Annotated in this window: 22 protein-coding genes; 14 read left to right on the forward strand and 8 right to left on the reverse strand. The window is 72.9% G+C overall.

Annotated features, from left to right (window positions below):
• Positions 1-28 precede the first annotated feature (28 nt).
• The 3 genes from ABEA26_RS11875 to hemW all read left to right on the forward strand — a co-directional run bounded on the left by ABEA26_RS11875 (position 29) and on the right by hemW (position 4,841).
• Positions 29-1,240 carry an RNA-guided endonuclease InsQ/TnpB family protein gene (locus ABEA26_RS11875; protein ID WP_345591763.1) on the forward strand — a complete coding sequence of 404 codons (1,212 nt, stop codon included), beginning with the start codon at positions 29-31 and terminating at the stop codon, positions 1,238-1,240.
• Between the two features lie 88 nt (positions 1,241-1,328).
• Positions 1,329-3,581 (forward strand): SpoIIE family protein phosphatase, encoded by a 2,253-nt coding sequence (locus ABEA26_RS11880; RefSeq protein ID WP_425587819.1) that lies wholly within the window; start codon positions 1,329-1,331, stop codon positions 3,579-3,581.
• Between the two features lie 27 nt (positions 3,582-3,608).
• Complete coding sequence (hemW, locus tag ABEA26_RS11885; protein ID WP_345591765.1) at positions 3,609-4,841, forward strand: radical SAM family heme chaperone HemW; 1,233 nt, start codon at positions 3,609-3,611, stop codon at positions 4,839-4,841.
• 138 nt (positions 4,842-4,979) lie between these two features.
• Here hemW and ABEA26_RS11890 read toward each other — a convergent pair whose 3' ends face one another.
• Together ABEA26_RS11890 and ABEA26_RS11895 are read right to left on the reverse strand one after the other, a co-directional pair.
• Positions 4,980-5,801, reverse strand: a complete 822-nt coding sequence (locus tag ABEA26_RS11890; protein ID WP_345591766.1) for a DUF3097 domain-containing protein — start codon at positions 5,799-5,801, stop codon at positions 4,980-4,982.
• A gap of 135 nt (positions 5,802-5,936) precedes the next feature.
• Entirely contained in the window at positions 5,937-6,686 is a 750-nt protein-coding gene (locus ABEA26_RS11895) for an MBL fold metallo-hydrolase (RefSeq protein ID WP_345591768.1), read from the reverse strand.
• A gap of 187 nt (positions 6,687-6,873) precedes the next feature.
• Here ABEA26_RS11895 and hrcA point away from each other — a divergent pair, with 187 nt between their 5' ends.
• From hrcA to ABEA26_RS11915, 4 genes are all read left to right on the forward strand, one after another.
• Positions 6,874-7,890 (forward strand): heat-inducible transcriptional repressor HrcA, encoded by a 1,017-nt coding sequence (gene hrcA, locus ABEA26_RS11900; protein ID WP_345591770.1) that lies wholly within the window; start codon positions 6,874-6,876, stop codon positions 7,888-7,890.
• Positions 7,891-9,027: a molecular chaperone DnaJ gene (gene dnaJ / locus ABEA26_RS11905; protein WP_345591771.1), complete on the forward strand. Its 1,137-nt coding sequence runs from the start codon at positions 7,891-7,893 to the stop codon at positions 9,025-9,027.
• A 145-nt stretch (positions 9,028-9,172) separates the two neighbouring features.
• Positions 9,173-10,285: a nitronate monooxygenase gene (locus tag ABEA26_RS11910; RefSeq protein ID WP_345591772.1), complete on the forward strand. Its 1,113-nt coding sequence runs from the start codon at positions 9,173-9,175 to the stop codon at positions 10,283-10,285.
• Positions 10,282-11,031: a 16S rRNA (uracil(1498)-N(3))-methyltransferase gene (locus tag ABEA26_RS11915; protein ID WP_345591773.1), complete on the forward strand. Its 750-nt coding sequence runs from the start codon at positions 10,282-10,284 to the stop codon at positions 11,029-11,031. The genes ABEA26_RS11910 and ABEA26_RS11915 overlap by 4 nt, the downstream gene beginning before the upstream one ends.
• Before the next feature lie 7 nt (positions 11,032-11,038).
• Here ABEA26_RS11915 and ABEA26_RS11920 read toward each other — a convergent pair whose 3' ends face one another.
• The gene (locus tag ABEA26_RS11920) at positions 11,039-11,425 is read right to left on the reverse strand and encodes a hypothetical protein (protein ID WP_345591775.1); all 387 of its coding nucleotides are present in this window, start codon (positions 11,423-11,425) and stop codon (positions 11,039-11,041) included.
• Positions 11,426-11,496: 71 nt separating this feature from the next.
• Here ABEA26_RS11920 and ABEA26_RS11925 point away from each other — a divergent pair, with 71 nt between their 5' ends.
• The 7 genes from ABEA26_RS11925 (at position 11,497) to ABEA26_RS11955 (ending at position 20,752) form a co-directional block, all read left to right on the forward strand.
• Positions 11,497-12,033 carry a hypothetical protein gene (locus ABEA26_RS11925; RefSeq protein ID WP_345591777.1) on the forward strand — a complete coding sequence of 179 codons (537 nt, stop codon included), beginning with the start codon at positions 11,497-11,499 and terminating at the stop codon, positions 12,031-12,033.
• Between the two features lie 139 nt (positions 12,034-12,172).
• Positions 12,173-15,370, forward strand: coding sequence for a S41 family peptidase (locus ABEA26_RS11930; protein ID WP_345591778.1), 3,198 nt, complete (start codon positions 12,173-12,175; stop codon positions 15,368-15,370).
• A gap of 220 nt (positions 15,371-15,590) precedes the next feature.
• On the forward strand, positions 15,591-15,944 hold the full coding sequence (locus ABEA26_RS11935; RefSeq protein WP_345591779.1) for a histidine triad nucleotide-binding protein: 354 nt from the start codon (positions 15,591-15,593) through the stop codon (positions 15,942-15,944).
• Between the two features lie 7 nt (positions 15,945-15,951).
• The gene (locus ABEA26_RS11940; protein WP_345591780.1) at positions 15,952-16,857 is read left to right on the forward strand and encodes a ribonuclease Z; all 906 of its coding nucleotides are present in this window, start codon (positions 15,952-15,954) and stop codon (positions 16,855-16,857) included.
• 20 nt (positions 16,858-16,877) lie between these two features.
• Complete coding sequence (locus ABEA26_RS11945; RefSeq protein ID WP_345591781.1) at positions 16,878-17,876, forward strand: adenosine deaminase; 999 nt, start codon at positions 16,878-16,880, stop codon at positions 17,874-17,876.
• A 222-nt stretch (positions 17,877-18,098) separates the two neighbouring features.
• Complete coding sequence (locus ABEA26_RS11950) at positions 18,099-19,394, forward strand: glucarate dehydratase family protein (protein WP_345591783.1); 1,296 nt, start codon at positions 18,099-18,101, stop codon at positions 19,392-19,394.
• A 224-nt stretch (positions 19,395-19,618) separates the two neighbouring features.
• Positions 19,619-20,752, forward strand: coding sequence for a carbohydrate kinase family protein (locus ABEA26_RS11955; protein ID WP_425587822.1), 1,134 nt, complete (start codon positions 19,619-19,621; stop codon positions 20,750-20,752).
• A 45-nt stretch (positions 20,753-20,797) separates the two neighbouring features.
• Here the strand turns inward: ABEA26_RS11955 and era are convergent, their stop codons facing one another.
• The 5 genes from era to ybeY all read right to left on the reverse strand — a co-directional run bounded on the left by era (position 20,798) and on the right by ybeY (position 24,444).
• Positions 20,798-21,751 (reverse strand): GTPase Era, encoded by a 954-nt coding sequence (gene era, locus ABEA26_RS11960; protein ID WP_345591784.1) that lies wholly within the window; start codon positions 21,749-21,751, stop codon positions 20,798-20,800.
• 89 nt (positions 21,752-21,840) lie between these two features.
• Positions 21,841-22,194, reverse strand: coding sequence for a cytidine deaminase (locus ABEA26_RS11965; RefSeq protein ID WP_345591785.1), 354 nt, complete (start codon positions 22,192-22,194; stop codon positions 21,841-21,843).
• Positions 22,195-22,289: 95 nt separating this feature from the next.
• A complete protein-coding gene (locus ABEA26_RS11970) occupies positions 22,290-22,649 on the reverse strand; it encodes an MmcQ/YjbR family DNA-binding protein (protein ID WP_345591787.1) in 360 nt (119 codons plus the stop codon).
• On the reverse strand, positions 22,646-23,950 hold the full coding sequence (locus ABEA26_RS11975) for a hemolysin family protein (protein WP_345591789.1): 1,305 nt from the start codon (positions 23,948-23,950) through the stop codon (positions 22,646-22,648). The genes ABEA26_RS11970 and ABEA26_RS11975 overlap by 4 nt, the downstream gene beginning before the upstream one ends.
• Entirely contained in the window at positions 23,947-24,444 is a 498-nt protein-coding gene (gene ybeY, locus ABEA26_RS11980; RefSeq protein WP_345591791.1) for an rRNA maturation RNase YbeY, read from the reverse strand. The genes ABEA26_RS11975 and ybeY overlap by 4 nt, the downstream gene beginning before the upstream one ends.
• Positions 24,445-24,456 lie beyond the last annotated feature (12 nt).

Below are 24,456 nucleotides of genomic sequence, written 5' to 3' on the forward strand. Positions count from 1 at the left end.
CTGCGGTGACCGGGAGGGGGTGAGCTGAATGATTCGTGCGTACAAGTTCCTCTTGCGGCCCACCGTGCGCCAGACGATCGCGTTCGGCGAGATGCTGAGCGATCACTGCTCGCTGTACAACGGGGCCCTGCAGGAACGTCGGGACGCCTACCGGCATATGTCCAGGGCCACCGTCCGGTACGGCGACCAGTCGGCTCAGCTCAAAGAGATCCGAGCGTTCGACTCGGAGCGTCAGGGGCGATGGTCGTTCAGTTCGCAGCAGGCGACGCTCAGGCGTCTGGACAAGGCGCTTGCCGCGTTCTTTCGCCGCGTCAGGACCGCAGAGAAGGCCGGTTACCCGCGTTTCCGTGGTATCGGCCGATTCGACACCGTGGGATTTCCCGGGGACGAGGACGGGGACGGGGACGGTTGTCGCTGGGACTCCACACCGCACGATCCGGTTACCCGTGTCCGCTTCCAGGGCGTCGGGCACGTCAAGGTGCATCAGCACCGTCCGGTGGTCGGCAAGGTCAAGACGGTCTCAGTCAAGCGCGAGGGCAAGCGCTGGTACGTGATTCTCACCGCTGAGCGGGCCCGGCCCGAGCCGCTGCCCGCCAGCGGCAGCATGGTCGGCAACGACCTGGGCGTGGCCAACTTCCTCGCGGACTCGGACGGCCGCTTCGTTCCCAACCCGCGTCACGGCCGAAAGGCCGCCGCGAAACTCGAAGAGGCGCAACAGGCGCAACAGGCGCTCAGCCGGTGCCGGCGCGGCAGCAAGCGCCGCCGCAAGGCCGTGGAGAATGCAGCCCGACTGCACCGCAAGGTCCGCCGCCAACGCCTCGACCACGCACACAAGACCGCTTTTGACCTCGTGCGGGAACACGACTTCATCGCGCACGAAGACCTCAGGGTCCGCGACACGGTCAAAGCTCCCGTCTCGAAGCCGGACCCGGCCACGCCGGGCAGCTTCCTGCCCAACGGGGCTGCGTCCAAGGCCGGGTTGAACCGCTCGATCGCTGATGCCGGATGGGGGGTGTTCCTCGCGATCCTGACCGCCGAGGCTGAAAGCGCCGGACGGGAAGTCATGGCGGTGGACCCTCGCAACACCTCCCGGACCTGCCCCGAGTGCGGGCACGTCTCAGCGGAGAACCGGCTCACGCAGGACAAGTTCCATTGCACCGCCTGCGGCCACCGCGCGCACGCGGACACCGTGGGCGCTCTGAACGTTCTCCGGGCCGGGCTGGTCCGTCGTGAAGCCTGACCGGCCCAGCGAGAAGCCATCTCCTTCGGGGAGTGGAGGAGTCACGGGTGTTATTCCGACGCAGCGGGAGACCGTCTCCCGCGCCGGAGTGCTCGCGTACGCCGCTGACGCATCCGCCCAGGAGTGCGCGCGGGCGCACGTGACCCTGCTCGGAAGCTCCCTGGCGCCGGGCGCGGCCCGCGAGATGGTGCGGGACGCGCTCTCCGACTGGTCCGCGCTCGGCCTGCCCGGTACGGAACAGCTGACCGCGCATCTCGTCGCCGACGCCCTGGTCGTCGTCAGCGAGCTGGTCACCAACGCCGTCGTGCACGCGGGCACCGACGTCGAGGTGGTCTGCCGGCTGGAGGAGACGGGCACCCTCGTCGTCGAGGCCACGGACTACCACCCCTGCCGCGCACCGAGGAGCGGCGACGACGAGACGCCGCACGAGCTCCCGGAGTACGGGCGCGGCCTGCGGCTCGTCGCCGCGCTCTCGGAGGCCTGGGGCATCACGTACCGCCCGGGCACCAAGATGGTGTGGGCGCGGCTGCCGGCCGCGGGCGCCGAGGTCGCCGGGCAGACCGAGGCGTACGCCGGGGGCGGGAGCCTGCGGCGCACCGAGTCCCCGGCCGTGGACCGACCGGGGGAGGGGGCCGGAGGGTGGAGCGGGTCCGAGGCCCACGGTGGCCGGGACCTGGAGGTGCTGGGCGGTCCGGGATGTCCGGAGGGCGCTCTGCCGGACCCCGGGCGCGGGGCAGGCCCCGGCCGTGTGGGAGGGCCCGAGCACGACGCGGCTTCCAGCCTCGACGAAGCCCTCGGTCACGACGGCACCTTCGACCACGGCGGCGCCTTCGACCACGACCAGGCCCGCAACCACGGCGGCGCCTTCGACCACGACCAAGCCCCCGAGAGCCCGAACGGCCCGGACGGCCCTGCCCGTCCCGACCCCCCGCAGTGGCCGGACCGTCCGGACCGTCCGGACCGTCCGGACCGTCCGGACTGGCGGGACGGCACGGCCGGGACCGGCCGGGGGCGCGGCGTGCGCGACCGGGAGTGGCTGGGCCGCGGCGCGCTGTCCTTCCTCGCCGAGGCCTCCGACCTCCTGGCCGGGCAACTCGACGAGGACCTGGTCGCCTCCCTCACCGGCCAGCTGATCGTGCCGCGGCTCGCCGACTGGTGCGGCGTGTGGCTGGAGGACGAGTCCCTGGGCCGGGCGGCCTGGAGCGACGACCCGGCCGCCTCCGTGGGAGCGCGGCTGGCCCGCGTCTGGCACGCCGGCGAGAGCCACTTCGAGGAACTGCGCCGGGCCCTGGAGAAGGACCCGCCCCGCCCGCGCGACCCGTGGCGTTCCGGCCCCGTCGCCCACCCCTGGCCCGCCGAGGCGCTCGGCCCGGACGCCGCGCAGGGCGCCGCACTCGCCTACCGCCTGGTCGCCGGCGGCCGGCCGCTGGGCACCCTGGTCATCGGGCGGGCCGGCACCGTCGGCTTCCCCGACGAGATCACCGGCCTCGTCGAGGATCTCAGCCGCCGGGTGGCACTCGCCATCGGCGCCGCCCGCCAGTACGCCCGGCAGGCCACCATCAGCGCCGTGCTCCAGCGCGGCCTGCTGCCCGGCGCCGTCGCCGAGATCCCCGGAGTATGCAGCGCCCTCGTCTACGAGCCGTGCGACAAGGGCGGTCCCAGCGGCGACTTCTACGACCTCTTCCCGGCCGGCGAGGGCCGCTGGTGCTTCGCCGTCGGCGACGTCCAGGGCAAGGGGCCGGAGGCCGCCGTCGTCATCGGCCTCGCCCGGCCCTGGCTGCGGCTGCTGGCCCGCGAGGAGTACGAGGTCCCCGACGTACTCGACCGCCTCAACCAGCTCCTCCTCGACGACGCCACGGAGGCCGCCGACGCCGCCGCCCGTGCCCTGGTCGCCACCGGCCCTCCGGTTGCCCCGGGCGACGGACCGCAGACCCGCTTCCTGTCCCTGCTCTACGGCGAACTGGTCCCGTTCGACGGCGGCGTCCGCTGCACCCTCGCCTCGGCCGGGCATCCGCTGCCGCTGCTCCTGGGCCCCGACGGCACGGTGCGCGCGGTAGCGCGGCCGCAGACCCTGCTCGGGGTCGTCGAGGACGCCACGTACACCAGCGAGACCTTCGAGCTGCGGTCCGGCGACACCCTGCTCTGCGTCACGGACGGGGTCACCGAGCGGCGCAGCGGCTCCCGGCAGTTCGACGACGGGGACGGCCTCGCCGCCGCCCTCGCCGGATGCGTGGGGCTGGACGCCGGGCTGGTCGCCGAGCGGATCAGGCGGCTGGTGCACGAGTTCGGCCCCCGGCCCCCGGAGGACGATCTGGCCCTGCTGGTGCTCCAGGCCGAGTAACCACGGCCGTACGGGACAATGGAACGCATGCCCTCCGCACTCCCCGACGGCGAACCCGTCCCCGCCGACGGCGCCCTCCCGGCGTCCGCGCTCGTCGGCGCCGCCGACCGCCCCCTCGGCTTCTACCTGCACGTGCCGTACTGCGCGACCCGCTGCGGCTACTGCGACTTCAACACCTACACCGCGACCGAGCTGCGCGGCACCGGCGGCGTCCTCGCCTCCCGCGACAACTACGCCGAGACGCTCACCGACGAGGTCCGCCTGGCCCGCAAGGTGCTCGGCGACGACCCCCGAGAGGTCCGCACGGTCTTCGTCGGCGGCGGTACGCCCACCCTGCTGGCCGCCGGCGACCTGGTGCGGATGCTGCACGCGATCCGCGACGAGTTCGGCCTCGCGGCGGACGCGGAGATCACGACGGAGGCCAACCCGGAGTCCGTCGACCCGGCCTACCTCGCCACTCTCCGCGAGGGCGGCTTCAACCGGATCTCCTTCGGCATGCAGAGTGCGAAGCAGCACGTCCTGAAGGTGCTGGACCGCACCCACACCCCGGGCCGCCCCGAGGCCTGCGTCACCGAGGCCCGCGAGGCCGGCTTCGACCACGTCAACCTCGACCTGATCTACGGCACCCCCGGCGAGAGCGACGACGACTGGCGTGCCTCCCTCGACGCGGCGCTCGGCGCCGGTCCCGACCACGTCTCCGCGTACGCCCTGATCGTCGAGGAGGGCACCCAGCTGGCCCGCCGCATCCGACGCGGCGAGGTCCCCATGACCGACGACGACGTCCACGCCGACCGCTACCTGATCACCGAGGAGACCCTCTCCGCGGCGGGCTTCGACTGGTACGAGGTGTCGAACTGGGCCACCTCCGACGCGGGCCGCTGCCTGCACAACGAGCTGTACTGGCGCGGCGCCGACTGGTGGGGCGCGGGGCCGGGAGCGCACTCCCACGTGGGCGGGGTGCGCTGGTGGAACGTGAAGCACCCCGGCGCCTACGCGGGAGCACTGGCGGCCGGTAAGTCGCCGGGGGCCGGACGCGAGCTCCTGACGGACGAGGACCGCCGCGTCGAGCGCATCCTGCTGGAGCTGCGCCTGAGGGAAGGCGTCCCGCTGTCGCTGCTGCGGGAGACGGGGCTCGCGGCGGCACGGCGGGCGTTGTCCGACGGGCTCCTCCAGGAGGGGCCGTACGAGGACGGGCACGCGGTGCTGACGCTGCGCGGGCGGCTGCTGGCGGACGCGGTGGTGCGGGACCTGGTGGACTGAGGGATCAACTGAGGGGTCGTCCTCGCTTCGGCGGGGAGCAGGGACTGCTCGGCAGTGTGGCCGAGCTGGCCGACGCACCATTTCCGCAGCGGCGGAGAGCAGTCCACCGGGCCCGGACTGTCGACGACCGGACGACACTCAAGGCACGGTCACGTGGTCGATGAGTCGTTCCACGCTGCCCAGCAGTTCCGGCTCCAGGTCCTTGTACGACCCCACCCGCGCCAGGATCGCCTGCCACACCGCCCCCGTGTTCTCCGGCGGCCACCCCAGCGCCCGGCACACCCCCGTCTTCCAGTCCTGCCCGCGCGGCACCCGGGGCCACTCGGCGATCCCCAGGGACGACGGCTTCACGGCCTCCCAGATGTCGATGTAGGGATGGCCCACGACCAGCGCGTGTTCGCCGGTCACCGCCTGGGCGATCCGCCACTCCTTGGAACCCGGCACCAGGTGGTCCACCAGGACCCCCAGCCGGGCGTCCGGCCCCGGCGCGAAGTCGTCCACGATCGACGGCAGGTCGTCGACACCGCCCAGGTACTCCACGACGACACCCTCGACCCGCAGGTCGTCGCCCCACACCTTCTCGACCAGCTCGGCGTCGTGTCGCCCCTCGACGTAGATGCGTCCGGCGCGGGCCACGCGCGCCCGTGCGCCGGGGACGGCGACCGAACCGGATGCCGTACGGGCGGGACGCACCGGACCGGACGAACGGGACGAACCGGACGGCGGCCGGATCAGAGTCACCACCCGCCCCTCCAGCAGGAAGCCGCGCGGCTCCATCGGGAACACCCGGCGCTTGCCGAAGCGGTCCTCCAGGGTCACCGTGCCGGCCTCGCAGCCGGTCACCGCGCCGCAGAAGCCGGTGCCGGGCTCCTCGACCACCAGGCCGGGATCGGCCGGGACCTCCGGTACCGGCTGCGGTTTCTTCCACGGAGGGGTCAGGTCGGCGGAGTACTGGCGCATTCTGATGACGATACGAGGAGCGGGCGCTCCGTGATCGACGCGACACGCCGAACCGGGTCCGCGTGACCAGCGCCTCACACGCCGAACCGGGTCCGCGTGACCAGCGCCTCACGCGCCGAACCGGGTCCGCAGTGATCAGCGCGACACACCGAACCGGGTGGCCAGCGCGTCCCGTTGGGCCCGGACGTAGGCCGCGTCCACCACCGCTCCGTGACCGGGGACGTACAGCGCGTCCTCACCGCCCAGGTCGAGCAGCCGGTCCAGGGCGGCGGGCCAGCGCGACGGTACGGCGTCGGAGCCCGCCTGGGGCTCGCCGGACTCCTCGACCAGGTCGCCGCAGAAGACGACCGCCGGGGCGCCCGGCACCAGCGCCACGAGGTCGTGGCCGGTGTGCCCGGGGCCCACGTCGGCGAGCAGGACCCGTCGGCCGCCGCCCAGGTCGAGCGTGCACTCGCCGTGGACCTCGTGGTCGACGCGGACGAGGGCGTTGGCCGCCTCCCGCGCCACCCGCGCGTCCAGGCCCTCCGCCACCGCCTCCGAGCGCAGCGCCTCCCGCCCCGGTCCGCCCGGCGCGAACACCGCGCCCACGCCCATCGCGCCGTACACCTCAGCCCCCTCCGGACCCGGACCCGCGAACGCCGCCGCCCCGAAGACGTGGTCGAAGTGCGGGTGGGTCAGCGCGAGATGTGTCACACGGTGACCGGCGAGCTCCCGCGCCCCCGCGTGCAACCGGGCGCCCTCACCGAGGCTCGACCCCGCGTCGACCATCAGCGCCGCGTCCGCGCCGACGACCAGCCCCGCCGTGCAGTCCCACACCGGCAGCCGGCGCCGCCCCACCCCGGCCGCCAGCCGCTCCCATCCCAGGTCTTCCCAAGTCACCGTCACGGCCACGACGCTAGCGGTACGGCACCTTGGCGCACGGCGGGCGTGCCCCCGGCCTTGCCGGGGGCGTACCCCGCGGCCGTACACTGGGCCGGGGAAGTCTGGCACTCGCGCACCGTGAGTGCCAGGGAAGACAGTGGGACCCCCGGCAGTACGCCGGCGGACGACGAGATCTTGGAGGTGTGCGCGAGTGCTCAGTGAACGCAGGCTCGAGGTGCTGCGCGCCATCGTCCAGGACTACGTCGGCACCGAGGAGCCGGTCGGCTCCAAGGCCCTCACCGAGCGGCACAACCTCGGCGTCTCCCCGGCCACCGTGCGCAACGACATGGCGGCCCTGGAGGACGAGGGGTTCATCGCCCAGCCGCACACCAGCGCCGGGCGCATCCCGACCGACAAGGGCTACCGGCTCTTCGTCGACAAGCTGGCCGGCGTCAAGCCGATGACCGGGCCCGAGCGGCGTGCCATCCAGAACTTCCTGGAGGGCGCCGTCGACCTCGACGACGTGGTGGCCCGCACGGTGCGGCTGCTCGCGCAGCTGACCCGGCAGGTCGCCGTCGTGCAGTATCCGTCGCTGACCCGCTCGACCGTGCGGCACGTGGAGTTGCTCTCCCTGGCGCCCGCGCGGCTGATGCTGGTGCTGATCACCGACACCGGCCGGGTCGAGCAGCGGATGGTCGACTGCCCGGCGCCGTTCGGCGAGTCGTCCCTGGCGGACCTGCGCGCGCGGCTCAACAGCCGGGTCGCCGGGCGCCGCTTCTCGGACGTGCCGAGCCTGGTGGAGGACCTGGCGGAGGCTTTCGAGGCCGAGGACCGGGGTACGGTCTCTACTGTGCTCTCCACTCTCCTGGAGACGCTGGTCGAGGAGAACGAGGAGCGGTTGATGATCGGCGGTACCGCCAATCTGACCCGCTTCGGGCACGACTTCCCCTTGGTGATCCGACCCGTCCTCGAGGCGCTGGAGGAGCAGGTCGTGCTCCTCAAGCTGCTCGGTGAGGCGAAGGATCCGGGCGTGACCGTCCGTATCGGTCATGAGAACGCCCACGAAGGACTCAACTCAACGTCCGTCGTGTCGGTGGGCTACGGTTCGGGCGGCGAGGCGGTTGCCAAGCTCGGCGTGGTCGGACCGACCCGCATGGATTACCCGGGAACGATGGGAGCGGTACGCGCAGTGGCACGGTACGTCGGACAGATCCTGGCGGAGTCGTAGGTGGCCACGGACTACTACGCCGTACTCGGCGTACGCCGCGACGCGTCCCAGGACGAGATCAAGAAGGCGTTTCGGAGGCTCGCCCGCGAGCTGCACCCGGACGTCAACCCCGATCCGAAGACCCAGGAGCGGTTCAAGGAGATCAACGCCGCCTACGAGGTGTTGTCGGACCCGCAGAAGAAGCAGGTCTACGACCTCGGCGGCGACCCACTCTCGCAGGCCGGCGGCGGTGGCGCGGGTGGCTTCGGCGCGGGTGGCTTCGGGAACTTCTCGGACATCATGGACGCGTTCTTCGGTACGGCGTCGCAGCGCGGGCCGCGCTCGCGCACCCGCCGCGGCCAGGACGCGATGATCCGCATCGAGGTCGAGCTGGACGAGGCGGCCTTCGGGACGACCAAGGACATCCAGGTCGACACCGCGGTCGTCTGCAACACCTGCAACGGCGAGGGCGCCGCTCCGGGCACCAGTGCCCAGACGTGCGACATGTGCCGCGGTCGCGGCGAGGTGTCACAGGTCACGCGGTCCTTCCTGGGCCAGGTCATGACCTCCCGCCCCTGCCCGCAGTGCCAGGGCTTCGGCACCGTGGTCCCGACCCCGTGCCCCGAGTGCGCGGGCGACGGCCGGGTCCGCTCGCGGCGCACCCTGACCGTGAAGATCCCGGCCGGCGTCGACAACGGCACCCGGATCCAGCTCGCGGGCGAGGGTGAGGTCGGCCCCGGCGGAGGCCCCGCCGGTGACCTGTACGTCGAGATCCACGAACTGCCCCACTCGACCTTCCAGCGCCGCGGCGACGACCTGCACTGCACGGTCACCATCCCGATGACGGCGGCGTCCCTGGGCACGAAGGTGCCGCTGGAGACGCTCGACGGCGTGGAGGAGATCGACATCCGCCCGGGCACCCAGTCCGGCCAGTCGGTCCCGCTGCACGGCCGCGGCGTCACCCACCTGCGTGGCGGCGGCCGGGGCGACCTCATCGTCCACGTCGAGGTCCTGACCCCGAGCAAGCTCGACCCCGAGCAGGAGCGCCTGCTCCGCGAGCTGGCCAAGCTGCGCGGCGAGGAGCGTCCGCAGGGGCAGTTCCAGCCCGGGCAGCAAGGGCTGTTCTCCCGGTTGAAGGACGCTTTCAACGGGCGCTGAAGCCCGGTACCGGAAAGCCCCTGGCGAGGCCCGCGCCAGGGGCTTTCCGGTGGGTACGGGACGGTTGCGCGACGGGGATGCTTCTGGCGTATGCCAACGGAAGCCCGGATTCGGACCCGTCCACAGGACGTGACACCATGCCGTCATGTCCTCCGCACTGACCGATCTCTTCCCCTACCCGATCGTGCAGGCGCCCATGGCGGGCGGCGTCTCCGTGCCGCGGCTCGCCGCCGCGGTCGGCGAGGCGGGCGGACTGGGATTCCTGGCCGCCGGGTACAAGACCGCGGACGGGATGTACCAGGAGATCAAGCAGCTGCGGGGACTCACCGCCCGCCCTTTCGGCGTCAACCTCTTCATGCCGCAGCCGGAGACGGCCGACCCCTCCGCCGTCGGCGTCTACGCCGACCAGCTGGCCGGTGAGGCCGCCTGGTACGAGACGGAACTCGGCGATCCCGAGTGCGGCCGGGACGACGGCTACGACACCAAGCTCGCGGTGCTGCTGGACAACCCGGTGCCGGTGGTGTCGTTCCACTTCGGCGTCCCGACCCGTGAGGTCGTCGACTCCCTGCACCGGGTCGGCACCTTCGCCGTGGTCGCCGCGACCACCGTGGAAGAGGCCCGGGCCGTGGAGCTGTCCGGTGCCGACGCGGTGATCGCGCAGGGCGCCGAGGCCGGCGGACACCAGGGCACCCACCGGGACAACCCGGAGACGGGCGGCGCCGGCACCGGGCTGCTGTCGCTGGTCGCCCAGGTCCGGGAGGCGGTGAACCTGCCGGTCATCGCCGCCGGCGGCATCATGCGCGGGGGTCAGATCGCCGCGGTCCTCGCGGCCGGTGCGAGCGCCGCCCAGCTCGGCACCGCCTTCCTCGCCACCTCCGAGTCCGGCGCGCACGCCCTGCACAAGCAGGCGCTGACCAACCCTCTGTTCGTCCGCACCGAACTGACCCGTGCCTTCTCCGGCCGCCCCGCCCGCGGCCTGGTCAACCGCTTCCTGCGCGAGCACGGCCCCTACGCCCCCGCCGCCTACCCGGAGGTCCACCACCTCACCGCCCCGCTGCGCAAGGCTGCGGCGAAGGCGGGGGACGCGCAGGGCATGGCGCTCTGGGCGGGACAGGGTCACCGGATGGCCCGGGAACTCCCCGCCGGCCGGCTGGTGGAGGTGCTGGCGGCCGAACTCGCCGCCGCAGGGACCGTGTTGTCGGGGTTTTCGGGTTTGTCGGGGTTTTCGGGTTTCGCGACGGGAGGTGCGGGCCGATGACGGCGCCGGTGTTCGTGGTCGACTCCCTCCGGCCGGGGGACCTGCCCGGCGGCGAGTACGTCCTGGACGGCCCCGAGGGACGGCACGCCGTCTCCGTGAAGCGGTTGCGCGCCGGCGAGGACGTCGTCCTCACCGACGGACGCGGACGCTGGGCCGAGGGTGTCGTGAAGGCCGCCGAGGGCAAGGACCGTCTCGTCGTCACCGTCGTGGACGGCGTGCGCGAGGAGCCCGAGGAACGGCCCCGCATCACCGTCGTCCAGGCCCTGCCCAAGGGTGACCGCGGTGAGCTGGCCGTGGAGACGATGACCGAGGTCGGTGTCGACGCCATCGTGCCGTGGGCGGCGTCCCGTTGCATCACCCAGTGGAAGGGCGACCGCGGCCTCAAGGCGCTCGGCAAGTGGCGGGCGACGGCCCGAGAGGCCGGCAAGCAGTCCCGCCGGGTCCGCTTCCCCGACGTCGCGGACGCGGCGACGAGCAAGCAGGTTGCCTCACTTCTGGCCGACGCCGACTTCGCCGCCGTACTCCACGAGAGCGGTGACGAGCCACTGGCCGCCACCGGACTCCCCACCGCCGGTGGCATCGTGCTGGTCGTCGGCCCCGAAGGCGGGGTGTCCCCCGAGGAGTTGGCTCTCTTCGCCGAGGCCGGCGCGAAGCCCTACCGTCTGGGACCCAGCGTCCTGCGCACCTCCACGGCCGGTACCGCGGCGACAGCGGTACTCCTGGCCCGCACCGGCCGCTGGTCCTGAGGCGGCGTCAGGCCGGCGCGCCGTCGAGCGCCGAGGCGACCGCCGGGAACAGGCCCCAGCCGTCCAGTTCCACCGGCCCGCCCCCGGCCCCGGGCAGCAGCCCGCGCCGTCCGGCCTCGTCCGTCAACTGCCGTACGACGGCGGGTTCGCGCAGGTTGAGCAGGTTGCCGCGGCCGTCCGCCACGCAGCCCTCGTACCAGTAGCCGCCCTCGGGGGTGTACCGGCCCGACTCAGGGCCGCCCGCGAGAAAGACGAACCGGATGCGGAGTCCGTCGCGGTAGAGGGTCAGCGCGTCCCGCCAGACACCGTCACGGCCCCGTTTCTGCCGGTGGCTCCAGAGGTACGTCGTCCGCTCGTCGACGACGAGCCTGCGCTGCCTGCGGTCGTTGCCCATCCGCCCACGGTAGTGAGGAGTGGCCGTATGCGCTCTACCGCGAGCTCCGGACCGGTGGCAGGCTGCCGTCCATGGGGGCATTGAGGCGGATTTGGCGTGTGGCTCCGGTTGTCGTCGGCTCGGTGGTCGCCGTCGGCGGTGTCGTCGCGTGCGACCCGGGCGGACTCAGCTCCGCCTCGGTGGCGTTCACGACCGACCAGACCGTGACCCGCGAACTGGAGCGGCAGAAGGCGGACGTCCGGTGGCTCACCTGCACCGCCTCCCTCGGCGGCGACGGCGACGGCGACGGCGGCGGCGGTGCCACCGCCCGGGCCGGCGAGGACACGGTCGCCGCCGTCGACTGCGAGGGGGAGACCGACGACGGGAAGGACGTCACCGTCGACGGTGAGGTGACCCGGGTCGTCAACGGCGCCTGCGTGCGTGGCGATCTCACCGCGAAAGTGGACGGCGAGGAGTGGTTCCGCGTCAAGGGGCTGGGCAACTGCGACTCCACGAGCGCCCCGCCCGCGGACCGGCCCTCCCAGCAGCAGCCGGGACCCACGGTGACCGTCACCCGCACCATCTGGTGCCCGGACGACCCGCACTGCCGACCGGTCGAGGGCAAATAGCCCGGTGGCCCGGTGGCCCGGTGGCTCATTGGCCCCGATGGCCTCGATGGCCCCGATGGCCTCGATGGCCCGGCGGTCCGGTGGCCGGATGTGATCCAAACCTCTGTCGGCGGGTCCCGCCCCTGCATAGGGTGAGGGGGTGACACAGCCCGCAGCGCCTGCCTACCTCCGCTTTCCGCACCCGCACGGCGAGTTGGTCGCCTTCACCGCCGAGGACGACGTGTGGCTCGCCCCGCTCGACGGCGGCCGGGCCTGGCGGGTCAGCGCCGACAACGTGCCGGTCAACCACCCCCGCGTCTCGCCCGACGGCACCACGGTCGCCTGGACCTCCACCCGTGACGGCGCCCCCGAGGTGCACATCGCCTCCGCCGACGGCGGCCCCGCCAAGCGCCTCACCCACTGGGGCAGCCTGAAGACCCAGGTACGCGGCTGGACCTCACAGGGCCAGGTCCTCGCCCTCAGCAGTCACGGACAGCCCAGCCTGCGCCGCAGCTGGGCCCGTGCCGTCCCGCTCGACGGCGGACCGGCCACCACCCTGCCGTACGGGCCCGTCGGCGACGTCGCGTACGGGCCGCGCACCGTGCTGCTGTCCGCGCCGATGGGCCGCGAGGCCGCCTGGTGGAAGCGCTACCGGGGCGGCACGGCGGGCAAGCTGTGGATCGACGCCGAGGACGACGGCGAGTTCGTACGGCTGCACAGCGACCTCGACGGCAACATCGAGTACCCCTGCTGGGTCGGTGACCGCATCGCGTTCCTCTCCGACCACGAGGGCACCGGCGCCCTGTACTCCTCCCTCGCCGACGGCTCCGACCTGCGCCGGCACACGCCACTCGACGGTTTCTACGCCCGGCACGCCGCCACCGACGGCACCCGCGTCGTCTACTCCAGCGCCGGTGAGCTGTGGACGCTGGACGACCTGGAGGCGGCCGAGCCGCGCAGGCTCGACATCCGCGTCGGCGGCACGCGCGTGGACCTCCAGACGTACCCGGTGAACGCCGCCCGCTGGTTCGGCTCCGCGTCCCCCGACCACACCGCGCGCGGCAGCGCCGTCGCCGTACGCGGCGGCGTGCACTGGATCACCCACCGCTCGGGACCGGCCCGCGCGCTGGCCGCACAGCCCGGCGTCCGCACCCGGCTGCCGCGCACCTTCCGCGCCGACGGCGAGGAGTGGGTGGTGTGGGTGACGGACGCCGAGGGCGACGACGCCCTGGAGTTCGCGCCCGCCACCGGACTCGCGCCCGGCGCCACCGCGCGCCGCCTCGCCGCCGGACAGCTCGGCCGCGTGCTGGGCCTCGCCATGGCGCCGGACGGCAGCCGCGCCGCCGTCGCCTCGCACGACGGCCGCGTCCTGCTCGTCGAGCGGGAGACCGGTGAGGTCCGCGAGGTCGACCGCAGCGAGGACGGCGACGCCTCGGGACTGGCCTTCTCACCCGACTCCGCCTGGCTCGCCTGGTCCCACCCCGGCCCGAGCCCGCTGCGCCAGCTGAGGCTCGCCAACACCACCGACCTGTCGGTGAGCGAGGCGACCCCGCTGCGTTTCAAGGACTACTCCCCGGCCTTCACCCTGGACGGCAAGCACCTCGCCTTCCTCTCCACCCGCTCCTTCGACCCGGTCTACGACGAGCACGTCTTCGACCTGGCCTTCGTCGAGGGCGCCCGCCCGTACCTGATCACGCTGGCCGCGACCACCCCGTCGCCCTTCGGCCCGCAGCGCCACGGCCGCCCCTTCGAGACCCCGGACCGGGACGAGACCCCCGACAGCGAGGGCACCCCGACCACCCGGATCGACATCGAGGGCCTCGCCGACCGCATCGTGCCCTTCCCGGTCGAGGCCGCCCGCTACTCCCGGCTGCGCGCCGCCAAGGACGGTGTCCTGTGGCTGCGCCACCCGGTCACCGGTGTCCTCGGCGCCTCCCGCGCCACCCCGGACGCCCCCGACCCGCACACCGAGCTGGAGCGCTACGACCTCGCCCAGCAGCGCGTCGAGCACCTCGCCGCCGACGCCGACCACTTCGAGGTCAGCGGCGACGGCAAGCGGGTGCTGCTGTGGGCCGACGGACGCCTCAAGGTCGTCCCCAGCGACCGGCGGGCCTCGGGCGACGAGGAGAGCGACACCAACATCACCGTCGACCTCAGCCGCGTGCGGCAGACCGTCGACCCGGTCGCCGAGTGGCGGCAGATGTACGACGAGACCGGCCGCGTCATGCGGGACAACTTCTGGCGGCCCGACATGAACGGCGTCGACTGGGACGCCGTCCTCGACCGCTACCGGCCCGTCCTCGACCGCCTCGCCACCCACGACGACCTGGTCGACCTCCTGTGGGAGGTGCACGGCGAACTGGGCACCTCGCACGCCTACGTCACCCCGCGCGGCGGCCACGGCTCCGGCGCCCGGCAGGGCCTGCTCGGCGCCGACCTCTCCCGTCACGAGGACGGCGCCTGGCGCATCGACCGCGTCCTGCCCTCGGAGACCTCCGACCCCGACGCCCGTTCCCCGCTCGCCGCCCCCGGCGTCGCCGTGCGCGCCGGGGACGCGATCGTGGCCGTCGCCGGACAGCCCGTGGACCCGGTCACCGGACCCGGCCCGCTGCTGGTCGGCACCGCGGGCAAGCCGGTGGAGCTGACCATCTCCCCGTCCGGGGGTGGCGAGCCCCGGCACGCCGTCGTCGTCCCCCTCGCCGACGAGGAGCCCCTGCGCTACCACGCCTGGGTCGCCGACCGCCGCGCCTACGTCCACGAGAAGTCCGGTGGCCGGCTCGGCTACCTGCACGTGCCCGACATGGTCGGCGCCGGCTGGGCCCAGCTCCACCGGGACCTGCGCGTCGAGGTGACCCGGGAGGGCCTGGTCGTCGACGTCCGCGAGAACCGCGGCGGCCACACCTCCCAGCTGGTCGTCGAGAAGCTGGCCCGGCGCATCGTCGGCTGGGACCTGCCGCGCGGCATGCGGCCCGCCAGTTACCCGCTGGACGCCCCCCGGGGACCGGTCGTCGCCGTCGCCAACGAGTTCTCCGGCTCCGACGGCGACATCGTCAACGCCGCGATCAAGGCGCTCGGCATCGGCCCGGTCGTCGGCACCCGCACCTGGGGCGGCGTCATCGGCATCGACAGCCGCTACCGGCTGGTCGACGGCACGCTGATCACCCAGCCCAAGTACGCCTTCTGGCTGGAGGGCTACGGCTGGGGCGTGGAGAACCACGGCGTCGACCCCGACGTCGAGGTCCCCCAGCGTCCCCAGGACCACGCGGCGGGCCGGGACCCCCAGCTGGACGAGGCGATCAGCCTGGCCCTGACGGCGCTGGAGGAAACCCCGGCGAAGACGCCGCCGAGCATGCCGTAGCCGTAGCCGTAGCCGTGGCCGTGGCCCTGACCGCCAGAGCCTGCCGTAACCGGAGGCCGCCCGCGCCCGCCGTAGCCGCAACGGCGGGCGCGACGGCCCACGGCCCGAGCGCCCACGGCCCGAGCGCCCACGGCCCGAGCGCCCACGGACCGACGGCCCGACCGCCGACGGCCCGGCGGATACGATGCCGTAAGAAGATCACCGGCGTGAGGAGAACCCCATGGCAGGGGAACCACAGGACGACTGCCTGTTCTGCAAGATCGTCGCAGGCCAGATCCCCGCGACGATCGTCCGCGAGACCGAGACGACCGTCGCCTTCCGGGACATAAACCCCCAGGCGCCCACCCACGTCCTGGTGATCCCCAAGGCGCATTACCAGGACGCCGCCGCCCTCGCCGCCGGCGCCCCGGAACTCGCCGCGGACGTCCTGCGCGAGACCCGGGCGGTCGCGGACCAGGAGAAGCTGGACAGCTACCGCACGATCTTCAACACCGGCACCGGCGCGGGCCAGACCGTCTGGCACACCCACGCCCACGTCCTCGGCGGCCGCGGCCTCGAATGGCCCCCCGGATAGGCATCCCGTGTCCGTACGCGAACTGGTGGTCCTCGGCACCGCCAGCCAGGTCCCGACCCGGCACCGCAACCACAACGGCTACCTGCTGCGCTGGGACGGCGAGGGCATCCTGTTCGACCCCGGCGAGGGCACACAGCGGCAGATGCTGCGCGCCGGGGTCGCCGCCCACGACCTGAACCGGATCTGCGTCACGCACTTCCACGGCGACCACAGCCTGGGCCTCGCGGGCGTCATCCAGCGGATCAACCTCGACCGGGTCCCGCACGAGGTCACCGCCCACTACCCGCTCTCCGGCCGGCGCTTCTTCGACCGCCTGCGGTACGCCACCGCCTACCGCGAGACGGTCGTCCTCACCGAGGCCCCGGTCGCCACCGACGGCGTCCTCGCGGTCACCTCCGCCTACACCCTCGATGCCCACCGGCTCTCCCACCCCGTCGAGTCCTACGGCTACCGCCTCACCGAGCCCGACGGCCGCCGCATGCTGCCCGAACGCCTCGCCGCGCACGGCATCAAGGGCCCCGACGTGGGCCGCATCCAGCGCGAGGGCTCGCTGAACGGGGTCCCGCTCGACGACGTCAGCGAGATCCGCCGCGGTCAGCGGTTCGCGTTCGTCATGGACACCCGGCTGTGCGACGGCGTGCACGCGCTGGCCGAGGGCTGCGACCTGCTGGTCATCGAGTCCACGTTCCTCGACGAGGACGAGGCGCTCGCCACCGACCACGGGCACCTCACCGCCGGCCAGGCCGCGCGGGCCGCCCGGGACGCGGGCGTACGGCACCTGGTGCTGACCCACTTCAGTCAGCGCTACTCGGACCCCGGGGAGTTCGAGCGGCAGGCCCGGGCCGCCGGCTACGACGGTGAGCTGACCGTCGCCCACGACCTACTGAGAGTCCCGGTTCCGAAACGCCGGTAAAACGGTCGTACGATTCTCTGATGCCTCTGCCCAAAGCTGAACTGCACCTCCACATCGAAGGCACCCTGGAGCCGGAGCTGGCCTTCGAGCTGGCCGCCCGCAACGGCGTGTCCCTCCCGTACGCGGACACGGACGCGCTGCGCGAGGCGTACCGGTTCGAGGACCTCCAGTCCTTCCTGAACCTGTACTACGAGCTCATGGCCGTCCTGCGCACCGAGCGGGACTTCGAGGACCTGGCGAACGCCTACCTCACCCGTGCCGCCGCCCAGGGCGTGCGGCACGCGGAGATCTTCTTCGACCCGCAGGCACACCTCGCCCGGGGCGTGGAGATGGACACGGTGGTGGAGGGCCTGTGGCGGGCGCTGAGCACCAGCCGCGACAACCACGGCGTCTCCACCCGCCTGATCATGTGCTTCCTGCGCGACGAGTCCGCCGAGTCGGCGCTGACGACCCTCGACGCGGCAAAGCCCCACCTCGACCGCATCACCGGCGTCGGCCTGGACTCGGCCGAGGTCGGCCACCCGCCGGTGAAGTTCCGCGAGGTGTACGAGGCCGCCGCCGGCCTCGGGCTGCGCCGGGTCGCGCACGCGGGTGAGGAGGGGCCGCCGGAGTACGTCACCGAGGCCCTGGACATCCTCGGTGTCGAGCGGATCGACCACGGTCTGCGCTCGGTGGAGGACCCGGCGCTGGTCGAACGGCTGGTGCGCGAGCGCGTCCCGCTGACCCTGTGCCCGCTGTCCAACGTCCGGCTGCGCACGATCGACACCCTCGCCGACCACCCGCTGCCCGCCATGCTCGACGCGGGCCTGCTCTGCACGGTCAACTCCGACGACCCGGCCTACTTCGGCGGCTACGCGGGCGACAACTTCGACGCCGTACGCCAGTCCCTCGGCCTCACCGAGGAGCGGCTGCGGGAGCTGGCCCGCAACTCCTTCCTCGCCTCCTTCCTGGAGGACGACGAGGAACTGCGGGCCCGTTACCTCGCCGAGGTGGAGGCGTACGAGTTCCCCTCCGCGTGACCCGTCCCGACCCGGACCCCGGTGTGGCCGCGGCCTGCCGGGGCCCGCTGTGTCGCGCCATTGACGCCTTCCGTCCCCCTGTCTAACCTCCATCCCTGTACGTGGATGTCATCTACATACGCAGACGCAGGCACAGACACAGGTGCGGAGACAGGGTGAGGGGCGTGGGTCTCGACACCGCCCGCTGACCACGGCCGGACCCGACCCCGTAGGAGCCGCCCCGTGACCCGCGACCTCACCATCGCCGCCGTACGCCTCACACCGATCCTGGTGGCCGATCCGCCCCTGCTCAACACGCAGGGCGTCCACCAGCCGTACACTCCCCGCCTGATCGTGGAGGTGGAGACCGCCGACGGGATCACCGGCGTCGGCGAGACGTACGGCGACGCCAAGTACCTCGAACTGGCCCGCCCCTTCGCCGGGAAACTCGTCGGCCGCCAGGTCAGTGACCTGGGCGCCCTGTTGCTCCTCGCCGACGAGGTCGCCGTCGACGCCTCACGGGTCCTGGGACGAGTGGACGTCGGCGGGCTGCGTGGCGTCCAGACCGCCGACAAGCTGCGCCTGTCCGTCGTCTCGGGCTTCGAGGTCGCCTGCCTGGACGCTCTCGGCAAGTCGCTCGGCCTGCCCGTCCACGCGCTGCTGGGCGGCAAGGTGCGCGACGCCGTGGAGTACAGCGCGTACCTCTTCTACAAGTGGGCCGGCCACCCCGAGGGCGTGCCGAGCGAGAAGGACGACTGGGGCGCCGCCGTCGACCCGGCCGGGATCGTCGCCCAGGCCCGCGCCTTCACCGACCGCTACGGCTTCTCCTCCTTCAAGCTCAAGGGCGGCGTCTTCCCGCCCGAGGAGGAGACCGCCGCCGTCAGGGCCCTCGCCGAGGCCTTCCCCGGACACCCGCTGCGTCTCGACCCCAACGGCGCCTGGTCCGTGGAGACGTCGCTGAAGGTCGCCGCGGAAATCGGGGACGTCCTGGAGTACCTGGAGGACCCCGCGCTCGGCACCCCGGCCATGGCGGAGGTCGCCGCGAGGACCGGGGTGCCGCTGGCGACCAACATGTGCGTGACGACGTTCGCCGAGGTGCAGGAGGCGTTCACCAAGGGCGCCGTACAGGTCGTTCTCTCCGACCACCACTACTGGGGTGGGCTGCGCAACACCCAGCAACTCGCCGCCGTCTGCCGCACCTTCGGCGTCGGGGTCTCCATGCACTCCAACACCCACCTGGGCATCAGCCTCGCCGCCATGACGCACGTGGCGGCCACCGTCCCGAACCTCCACCACGCCTGCGACTCCCACTACCCGTGGCAGTCCGAGGACGTGCTCACCGAACGGCTCACCTTCGACGGAGGCAGGGTCACGGTCTCCGACGCGCCCGGCCTCGGCGTCGAACTCGACCGCGACCGGCTGGCGTTCCTGCACCAGCGCTGGCTGGACGACGACGGCACGCTCCGGGACCGCGACGACGCGGCGGCGATGCGGGTGGCCGACCCGGGGTGGGTCACCCCTTCCGTCCCGCGCTGGTAACCGTCCGTACCGCTATGGCCGTCGGCGTCCTCGGCGTGGCACCACCGGCCCGGACACCGCCGCGTTGTCGGTGACGTGGTGCACACTGGCGGGGTCCGCACCATGCCAGGGAGCGCACCGTGACAGCCTCCACCGCGTCCACCGCGTCCACCGCGTCCGATGTGTCCGACGTGACCACCGCGTCCGTCGCGTCCACCGCGTCCGACGTACCCGCCAGGCCCGTACTGCCGGCCGCCGACAGAACGCACCGCCACGTCCCGGACGAGGCATCGCACCACCACCCCCACGTCGATCCCCTCGCCGCGCTGCGCACGCGCCAGGACCCGCCCTGGGACGTGTACCTGACCGGCACCGTCTTCCTCGACGTCATCTTCACCGGGCTCGACTCCGCCCCGGTGCGCGGTACCGAGTCCTGGGCCCGCGGGATGGGCTCCAGCCCGGGCGGCGTGGCGAACATGGCGACCGCGCTGGCCAGGCTCGGCATGCGCACCTCGCTGGCGGCGGCCTTCGGCGACGACCACTACGGCGACTACTGCTGGGACGCCCTCGCCCAGGGCGAGGGCATCGACCTGACCCCCTCGCGCACCGTGCCCGGCTGGCACTCGCCGGTGACGGTCTCGATGGCGTACGAGGGGGAGCGCACCATGGTCTCCCACGGCCACGAACCGCCGCCGGAGGAACCGTCCCCCGACTGCCCGCCCCGCGCGCGAGCCGCCGTCGCCTCCCTCACACCCGGCGTCCGCGCCCCCTGGATCGCCCAGGCCGCCGCGCGCGGCACCCGTGTCTTCGCCGACGTCGGCTGGGACGAAACCGGCGCCTGGGACCTGGCCGGGCTGCCCGACCTCGCGCACTGCGAGGCCTTCCTGCCGAACGCGGCGGAGGCCATGCGCTACACGGGCACCACCTGCCCCCGCGCCGCCGCGCACGCCCTGACCGAGCACGTGCCGCTCGCCGTGGTCACCCTCGGCGCGGACGGCGCGTACGCGGTGGACCGGCGTACGGGGGAGAGCGCCGAGGTCCCGGCCATCGAGGTGGCGGCACTGGACCCGACCGGCGCCGGGGACGTCTTCGTGGCCGGGTTCGTCACCGGCACCCTGGCCGACTGGCCGCTGGCCGACCGGCTCGCCTTCGCCGGTCTGACCGCCGCCCTCTCCGTCCAGGAGTTCGGCGGCTCGCTGTCGGCGCCCGGCTGGTGCGAGATCGCCACCTGGTGGCGCAAGGTCCAGTCGGTCCAGCGTCAGGACCCGACGGCCCTGCGCCGCTACGCGTTCCTGGCCGACCTCGTCCCCGCCGACGTGCCCGACTCCTGGCCCCTGCGCCGCGCGGTCCCGACCATCGGCTTCCGCCGCCCGGCCTGACCGCCGTGACTCCTCGGAGTCCTCGGAACCGGAATCCGAGCGTGCTCAGAAACCGAGCCGCCGCAGCTGCTTGGGATCGCGCTGCCAGTCCTTGGCGACCTTCACGTGCAGGTCCAGGAAGACCGGGGTGCCGAGCAGCGCCTCGATCTGCTGGCGGGACTTGATGCCGACGTCCTTCAGGCGCTTGCCCTTGGGGCCGATGATGATGCCCTTCTGGCTGGGGCGCTCGATGTAGACGTTGGCGTGGATGTCCAGAAGCGGCTTGTCGGCGGGGCGGTCCTCGCGCGGGAGCATCTCCTCCACGACCACCGCGATGGAGTGCGGCAGCTCGTCCCGTACGCCCTCCAGCGCGGCCTCCCGGATCAGCTCGGCGACCATGACCTGCTCGGGCTCGTCGGTCAGGTCGCCCTCGGGGTAGAGCGCGGGGCCCTCGGGCAGCAGCGGGGTCAGCAGGTCCGCGAGCAGGTCCACCTGCTGGTTCCCGGTGGCCGACACCGGGACGATCTCCGCCCAGGTGATGCCCAGTTCCTGGCCGAGCTGGTCGATCGCGATCAGCTGCTCGGCCAGGGTCTTGGAGTCCACCAGGTCGGTCTTGGTGACGATCGCCACCTTCGGGGTCTTCTTGATCCCGGCCAGTTCCTTGGCGATGAAGCGGTCACCGGGGCCCAGCTTCTCGTTCGCGGGCAGGCAGAAACCGATGACGTCCACCTCGGCCCACGTCGTCCGCACGATGTCGTTGAGCCGTTCGCCCAGCAGTGTGCGCGGCTTGTGCAGCCCCGGGGTGTCCACCAGGATCAGCTGCGCCTCCGGGCGGTGCACGATGCCCCGCACGGTGTGCCGGGTCGTCTGCGGACGGTTCGAGGTGATCGCCACCTTCTGCCCGACCAGAGCGTTCGTGAGGGTGGACTTGCCCGCGTTGGGGCGGCCCACGAAGCAGGCGAAACCGGCCCTGTGGACAGCTTCGGCCGGCTCTTCGGATGACTGGGTACGAACACTCATGGCGCCCATTGTCCCTGATCCCCGGAGCCCCGCCGTACCACGGTCGCCCACCGGGCCCGCGACGCCCGGCCCGGCCCGCGACGCCCGGGTCAGCCCGCGCTCATCGTGTCACGCACCGTGCCGTCCGGCGCGGCCACCACCACCGGCGTCTTCGGACCACCCAGGTCCCGGACCGCCGCCCGGTCCTCCTCCGACGCCGAACCGGACTCGGTCACCACCGCCGCCGCCTCCAGCGACTTCGCGCCGGAGGCGACCGCCATCGCCACCGCCGTACGCAGGGCGCTGAGCTTGAGGGAGTCCAGGGCGACCGTGCCGGCGACGTACGTACGGCCGGTCTCGTCGCGTACGGCGGCGCCCTCGGGGACGCCGTTGCGGGCCCGGGCCGAGCGGGCCAGGGTGACGATCTTGCGGTCCTCGGGGTCGAGGTCGGGAGTCTCGGTCATGAGGCGAGCATACGTAGCGCCACGGCCCGCCGGGCTCTCAGGGACGCACCGCCGCCCGCCCGTTCCTCAGGGACGCATCGCGGCCCGCCCGTTCCTCAGGGACGGTCGAGCCGGAGCCGCTCCGCGCGCGGCAGTCCGGCGACCACCAGGTCGTAGGAGTCCTCGACCAGCTCCCGGACGACACGGTCCGGGAGCCCGCCGTCCACGGTCACCGTGTTCCAGTGCCGCTTGTTCATGTGCCAACCGGGGACGACGAGCCCCGGGTGCCCGGCGCGCAGCCGGATCGCGTCGTCCGGGTCGCACTTGAGGTTGACCGTGAGCGGGTGCCCGTCCAGCGCGGAGAGCGCGAACATCTTCCCCAGCACCTTGAAGACCGAGGTCTCGGGGCCGAAGGGGAAGTCCTCCACCGAGGCGTTGAAGGACAGGCAGAAGTCGCGCAGTTCCCCGGGGGTCACGACGCCGCGGCCTCCTCGGCGCGCTCCACCGCGCCCACCGGCTCCACCAGCACCGTCACGATCTTGTTCCGGCGGCCCGCCGCGGTCTCCGCCGTCAGCCGCAGCTCCCGGCCGTCGGGCAGCTCCACGATCGACGAGGCACCGGGGATCGGCACCCGGCCCAGCGCCTTCGCCAGCAGACCGCCCACCGTCTCCACGTCCTCGTCGTCGAACTCCTCCAGGCCGTACAGCTCGCCCAGGTCGCCGATGTCGAGGCGGGCGGTGACCCGGAAACGGTCCTCGCCCAGCTCCTCGACGGGCGGGAGCTCCCGGTCGTACTCGTCGGTGATCTCGCCGACGATCTCCTCCAGGATGTCCTCGATGGTGACGATGCCCGCCGTGCCGCCGTACTCGTCGATCACGACGGCGACGTGGTTGCGCTCCTTCTGCATCTCGCGCAGCAGGTCACCGGCGTTCTTGGTGTCGGGCACGAAGAACGCCGGCCGCATCGCCGTGGAGACCAGGTCGCTCTCCGCCTCCCGGCTGATGTGCGTCCGGCGGACCAGGTCCTTCAGGTACACGATGCCGACGATGTCGTCCTCGCTGTCCCCGGTGACCGGGATCCGGGAGAAACCCGAGCGCAGGGCGAGGGTGAGGGCCTGGCGGATGGTCTTGTAGCGCTCGATGACGACGAGGTCGGTCCGCGGGACCATGACCTCCCGCACCAGCGTGTCACCCAGCTCGAACACCGAGTGCACCATGCGGCGCTCCTCGGCCTCGATCAGAGACTCCTTCTCGGCGTAGTCGACCAGCGCCCGCAGCTCCGCCTCGGAGGCGAAGGGGCCGCGGCGGAAGCCCTTGCCGGGGGTGAGGGCGTTGCCGATGAGGATGAGCAGCGACGGGACAGGGCCCATGATCCGGTCCAGCGGCACCAGGACGTACGCCGCCGCGGTCGCGGTGTTCAGCGGGTGCTGGCGTCCGATGGTGCGCGGGGACACCCCGACGGCGACGTACGAGACGAGCACCATGACCGCGATGGCGATCACCAGCGCCTCACCGGTGCCGTCGAACTGCTTCAGACAGGCGTACGTCACCAGCGCGGCGGCGGCCATCTCACAGCCCACGCGGACCAGCAGCGCCACGTTGAGATGGCGCGTCGGGTCGGCCGCGACCTGGGCGAGCTTCCCGGCGCCGCGCCGTCCGGACCGTACGGCTTCCTCCGCGCGGAAGGCGGAGACCCTCGCGAGCCCCGCCTCCGCGCACGCGGCGAGCCAGGCGATCACCACCAGGGTGATCGCGCCGGCCAGTAGCGGGAGGCTCATGAGACGGTCGGGGCCGGGGACGGGCCGGTCAGGCCCTTCTCCGCACGCCAGCCGTCCACGATGGCGGCCTGCAGACCGAACATCTCGGCCTTCTCGTCCGGCTCCTCGTGGTCGTAACCGAGCAGGTGCAGCACCCCGTGGACGGTGAGCAACTGGAGCTCCTCGTCCATGGAGTGCCGCGTCGGTGCCTCGGTGCCCTGCCTGGCGGCGACCTCCGGGCAGAGCACGATGTCGCCGAGCAGCCCCTGCGGCGGCTCCTCCTCGTCCTTCGCCGGCGGACGCAGCTCGTCCATCGGGAAGGACATGACATCCGTCGGACCCGGCAGGTCCATCCACTGGATGTGGAGCTGCTCCATGGCGTCGGCGTCCACGACGATCACCGAGAGCTCGGAGAGCGGGTGGATGCGCATCCGCGCGAGCGCGTAGCGGGCGATGTCGAGGATCGCCTGCTCGTCGACCTCGGTTCCGGACTCGTTGTTGACGTCGATCGACATGGTCGTGCTGGT

Origin of the sequence: Streptomyces marokkonensis, assembly GCF_039539045.1 — a bacterium.
Lineage (GTDB): Bacteria > Actinomycetota > Actinomycetes > Streptomycetales > Streptomycetaceae > Streptomyces > Streptomyces marokkonensis.

Bases quoted from the DNA above. Each gene is read 5' to 3' on its own strand.
- ABEA26_RS11935 (WP_345591779.1), top strand. From the start codon at position 15,591: ATGGCAGGGGAACCACAGGACGACTGCCTGTTCTGCAAGATCGTCGCA.
- ABEA26_RS11915 (WP_345591773.1), top strand. From the start codon at position 10,282: ATGACGGCGCCGGTGTTCGTGGTCGACTCCCTCCGGCCGGGGGACCTG.
- ABEA26_RS11925 (WP_345591777.1), top strand. From the start codon at position 11,497: ATGGGGGCATTGAGGCGGATTTGGCGTGTGGCTCCGGTTGTCGTCGGC.
- ABEA26_RS11965 (WP_345591785.1), bottom strand. From the start codon at position 22,194: ATGACCGAGACTCCCGACCTCGACCCCGAGGACCGCAAGATCGTCACC.
- ybeY (WP_345591791.1), bottom strand. From the start codon at position 24,444: ATGTCGATCGACGTCAACAACGAGTCCGGAACCGAGGTCGACGAGCAG.
- ABEA26_RS11945 (WP_345591781.1), top strand. From the start codon at position 16,878: ATGCCTCTGCCCAAAGCTGAACTGCACCTCCACATCGAAGGCACCCTG.
- ABEA26_RS11910 (WP_345591772.1), top strand. From the start codon at position 9,173: ATGTCCTCCGCACTGACCGATCTCTTCCCCTACCCGATCGTGCAGGCG.
- ABEA26_RS11875 (WP_345591763.1), top strand. From the start codon at position 29: ATGATTCGTGCGTACAAGTTCCTCTTGCGGCCCACCGTGCGCCAGACG.
- era (WP_345591784.1), bottom strand. From the start codon at position 21,751: ATGAGTGTTCGTACCCAGTCATCCGAAGAGCCGGCCGAAGCTGTCCAC.
- ABEA26_RS11975 (WP_345591789.1), bottom strand. From the start codon at position 23,950: ATGAGCCTCCCGCTACTGGCCGGCGCGATCACCCTGGTGGTGATCGCC.
- ABEA26_RS11890 (WP_345591766.1), bottom strand. From the start codon at position 5,801: ATGCGCCAGTACTCCGCCGACCTGACCCCTCCGTGGAAGAAACCGCAG.
- ABEA26_RS11920 (WP_345591775.1), bottom strand. From the start codon at position 11,425: ATGGGCAACGACCGCAGGCAGCGCAGGCTCGTCGTCGACGAGCGGACG.
- hemW (WP_345591765.1), top strand. From the start codon at position 3,609: ATGCCCTCCGCACTCCCCGACGGCGAACCCGTCCCCGCCGACGGCGCC.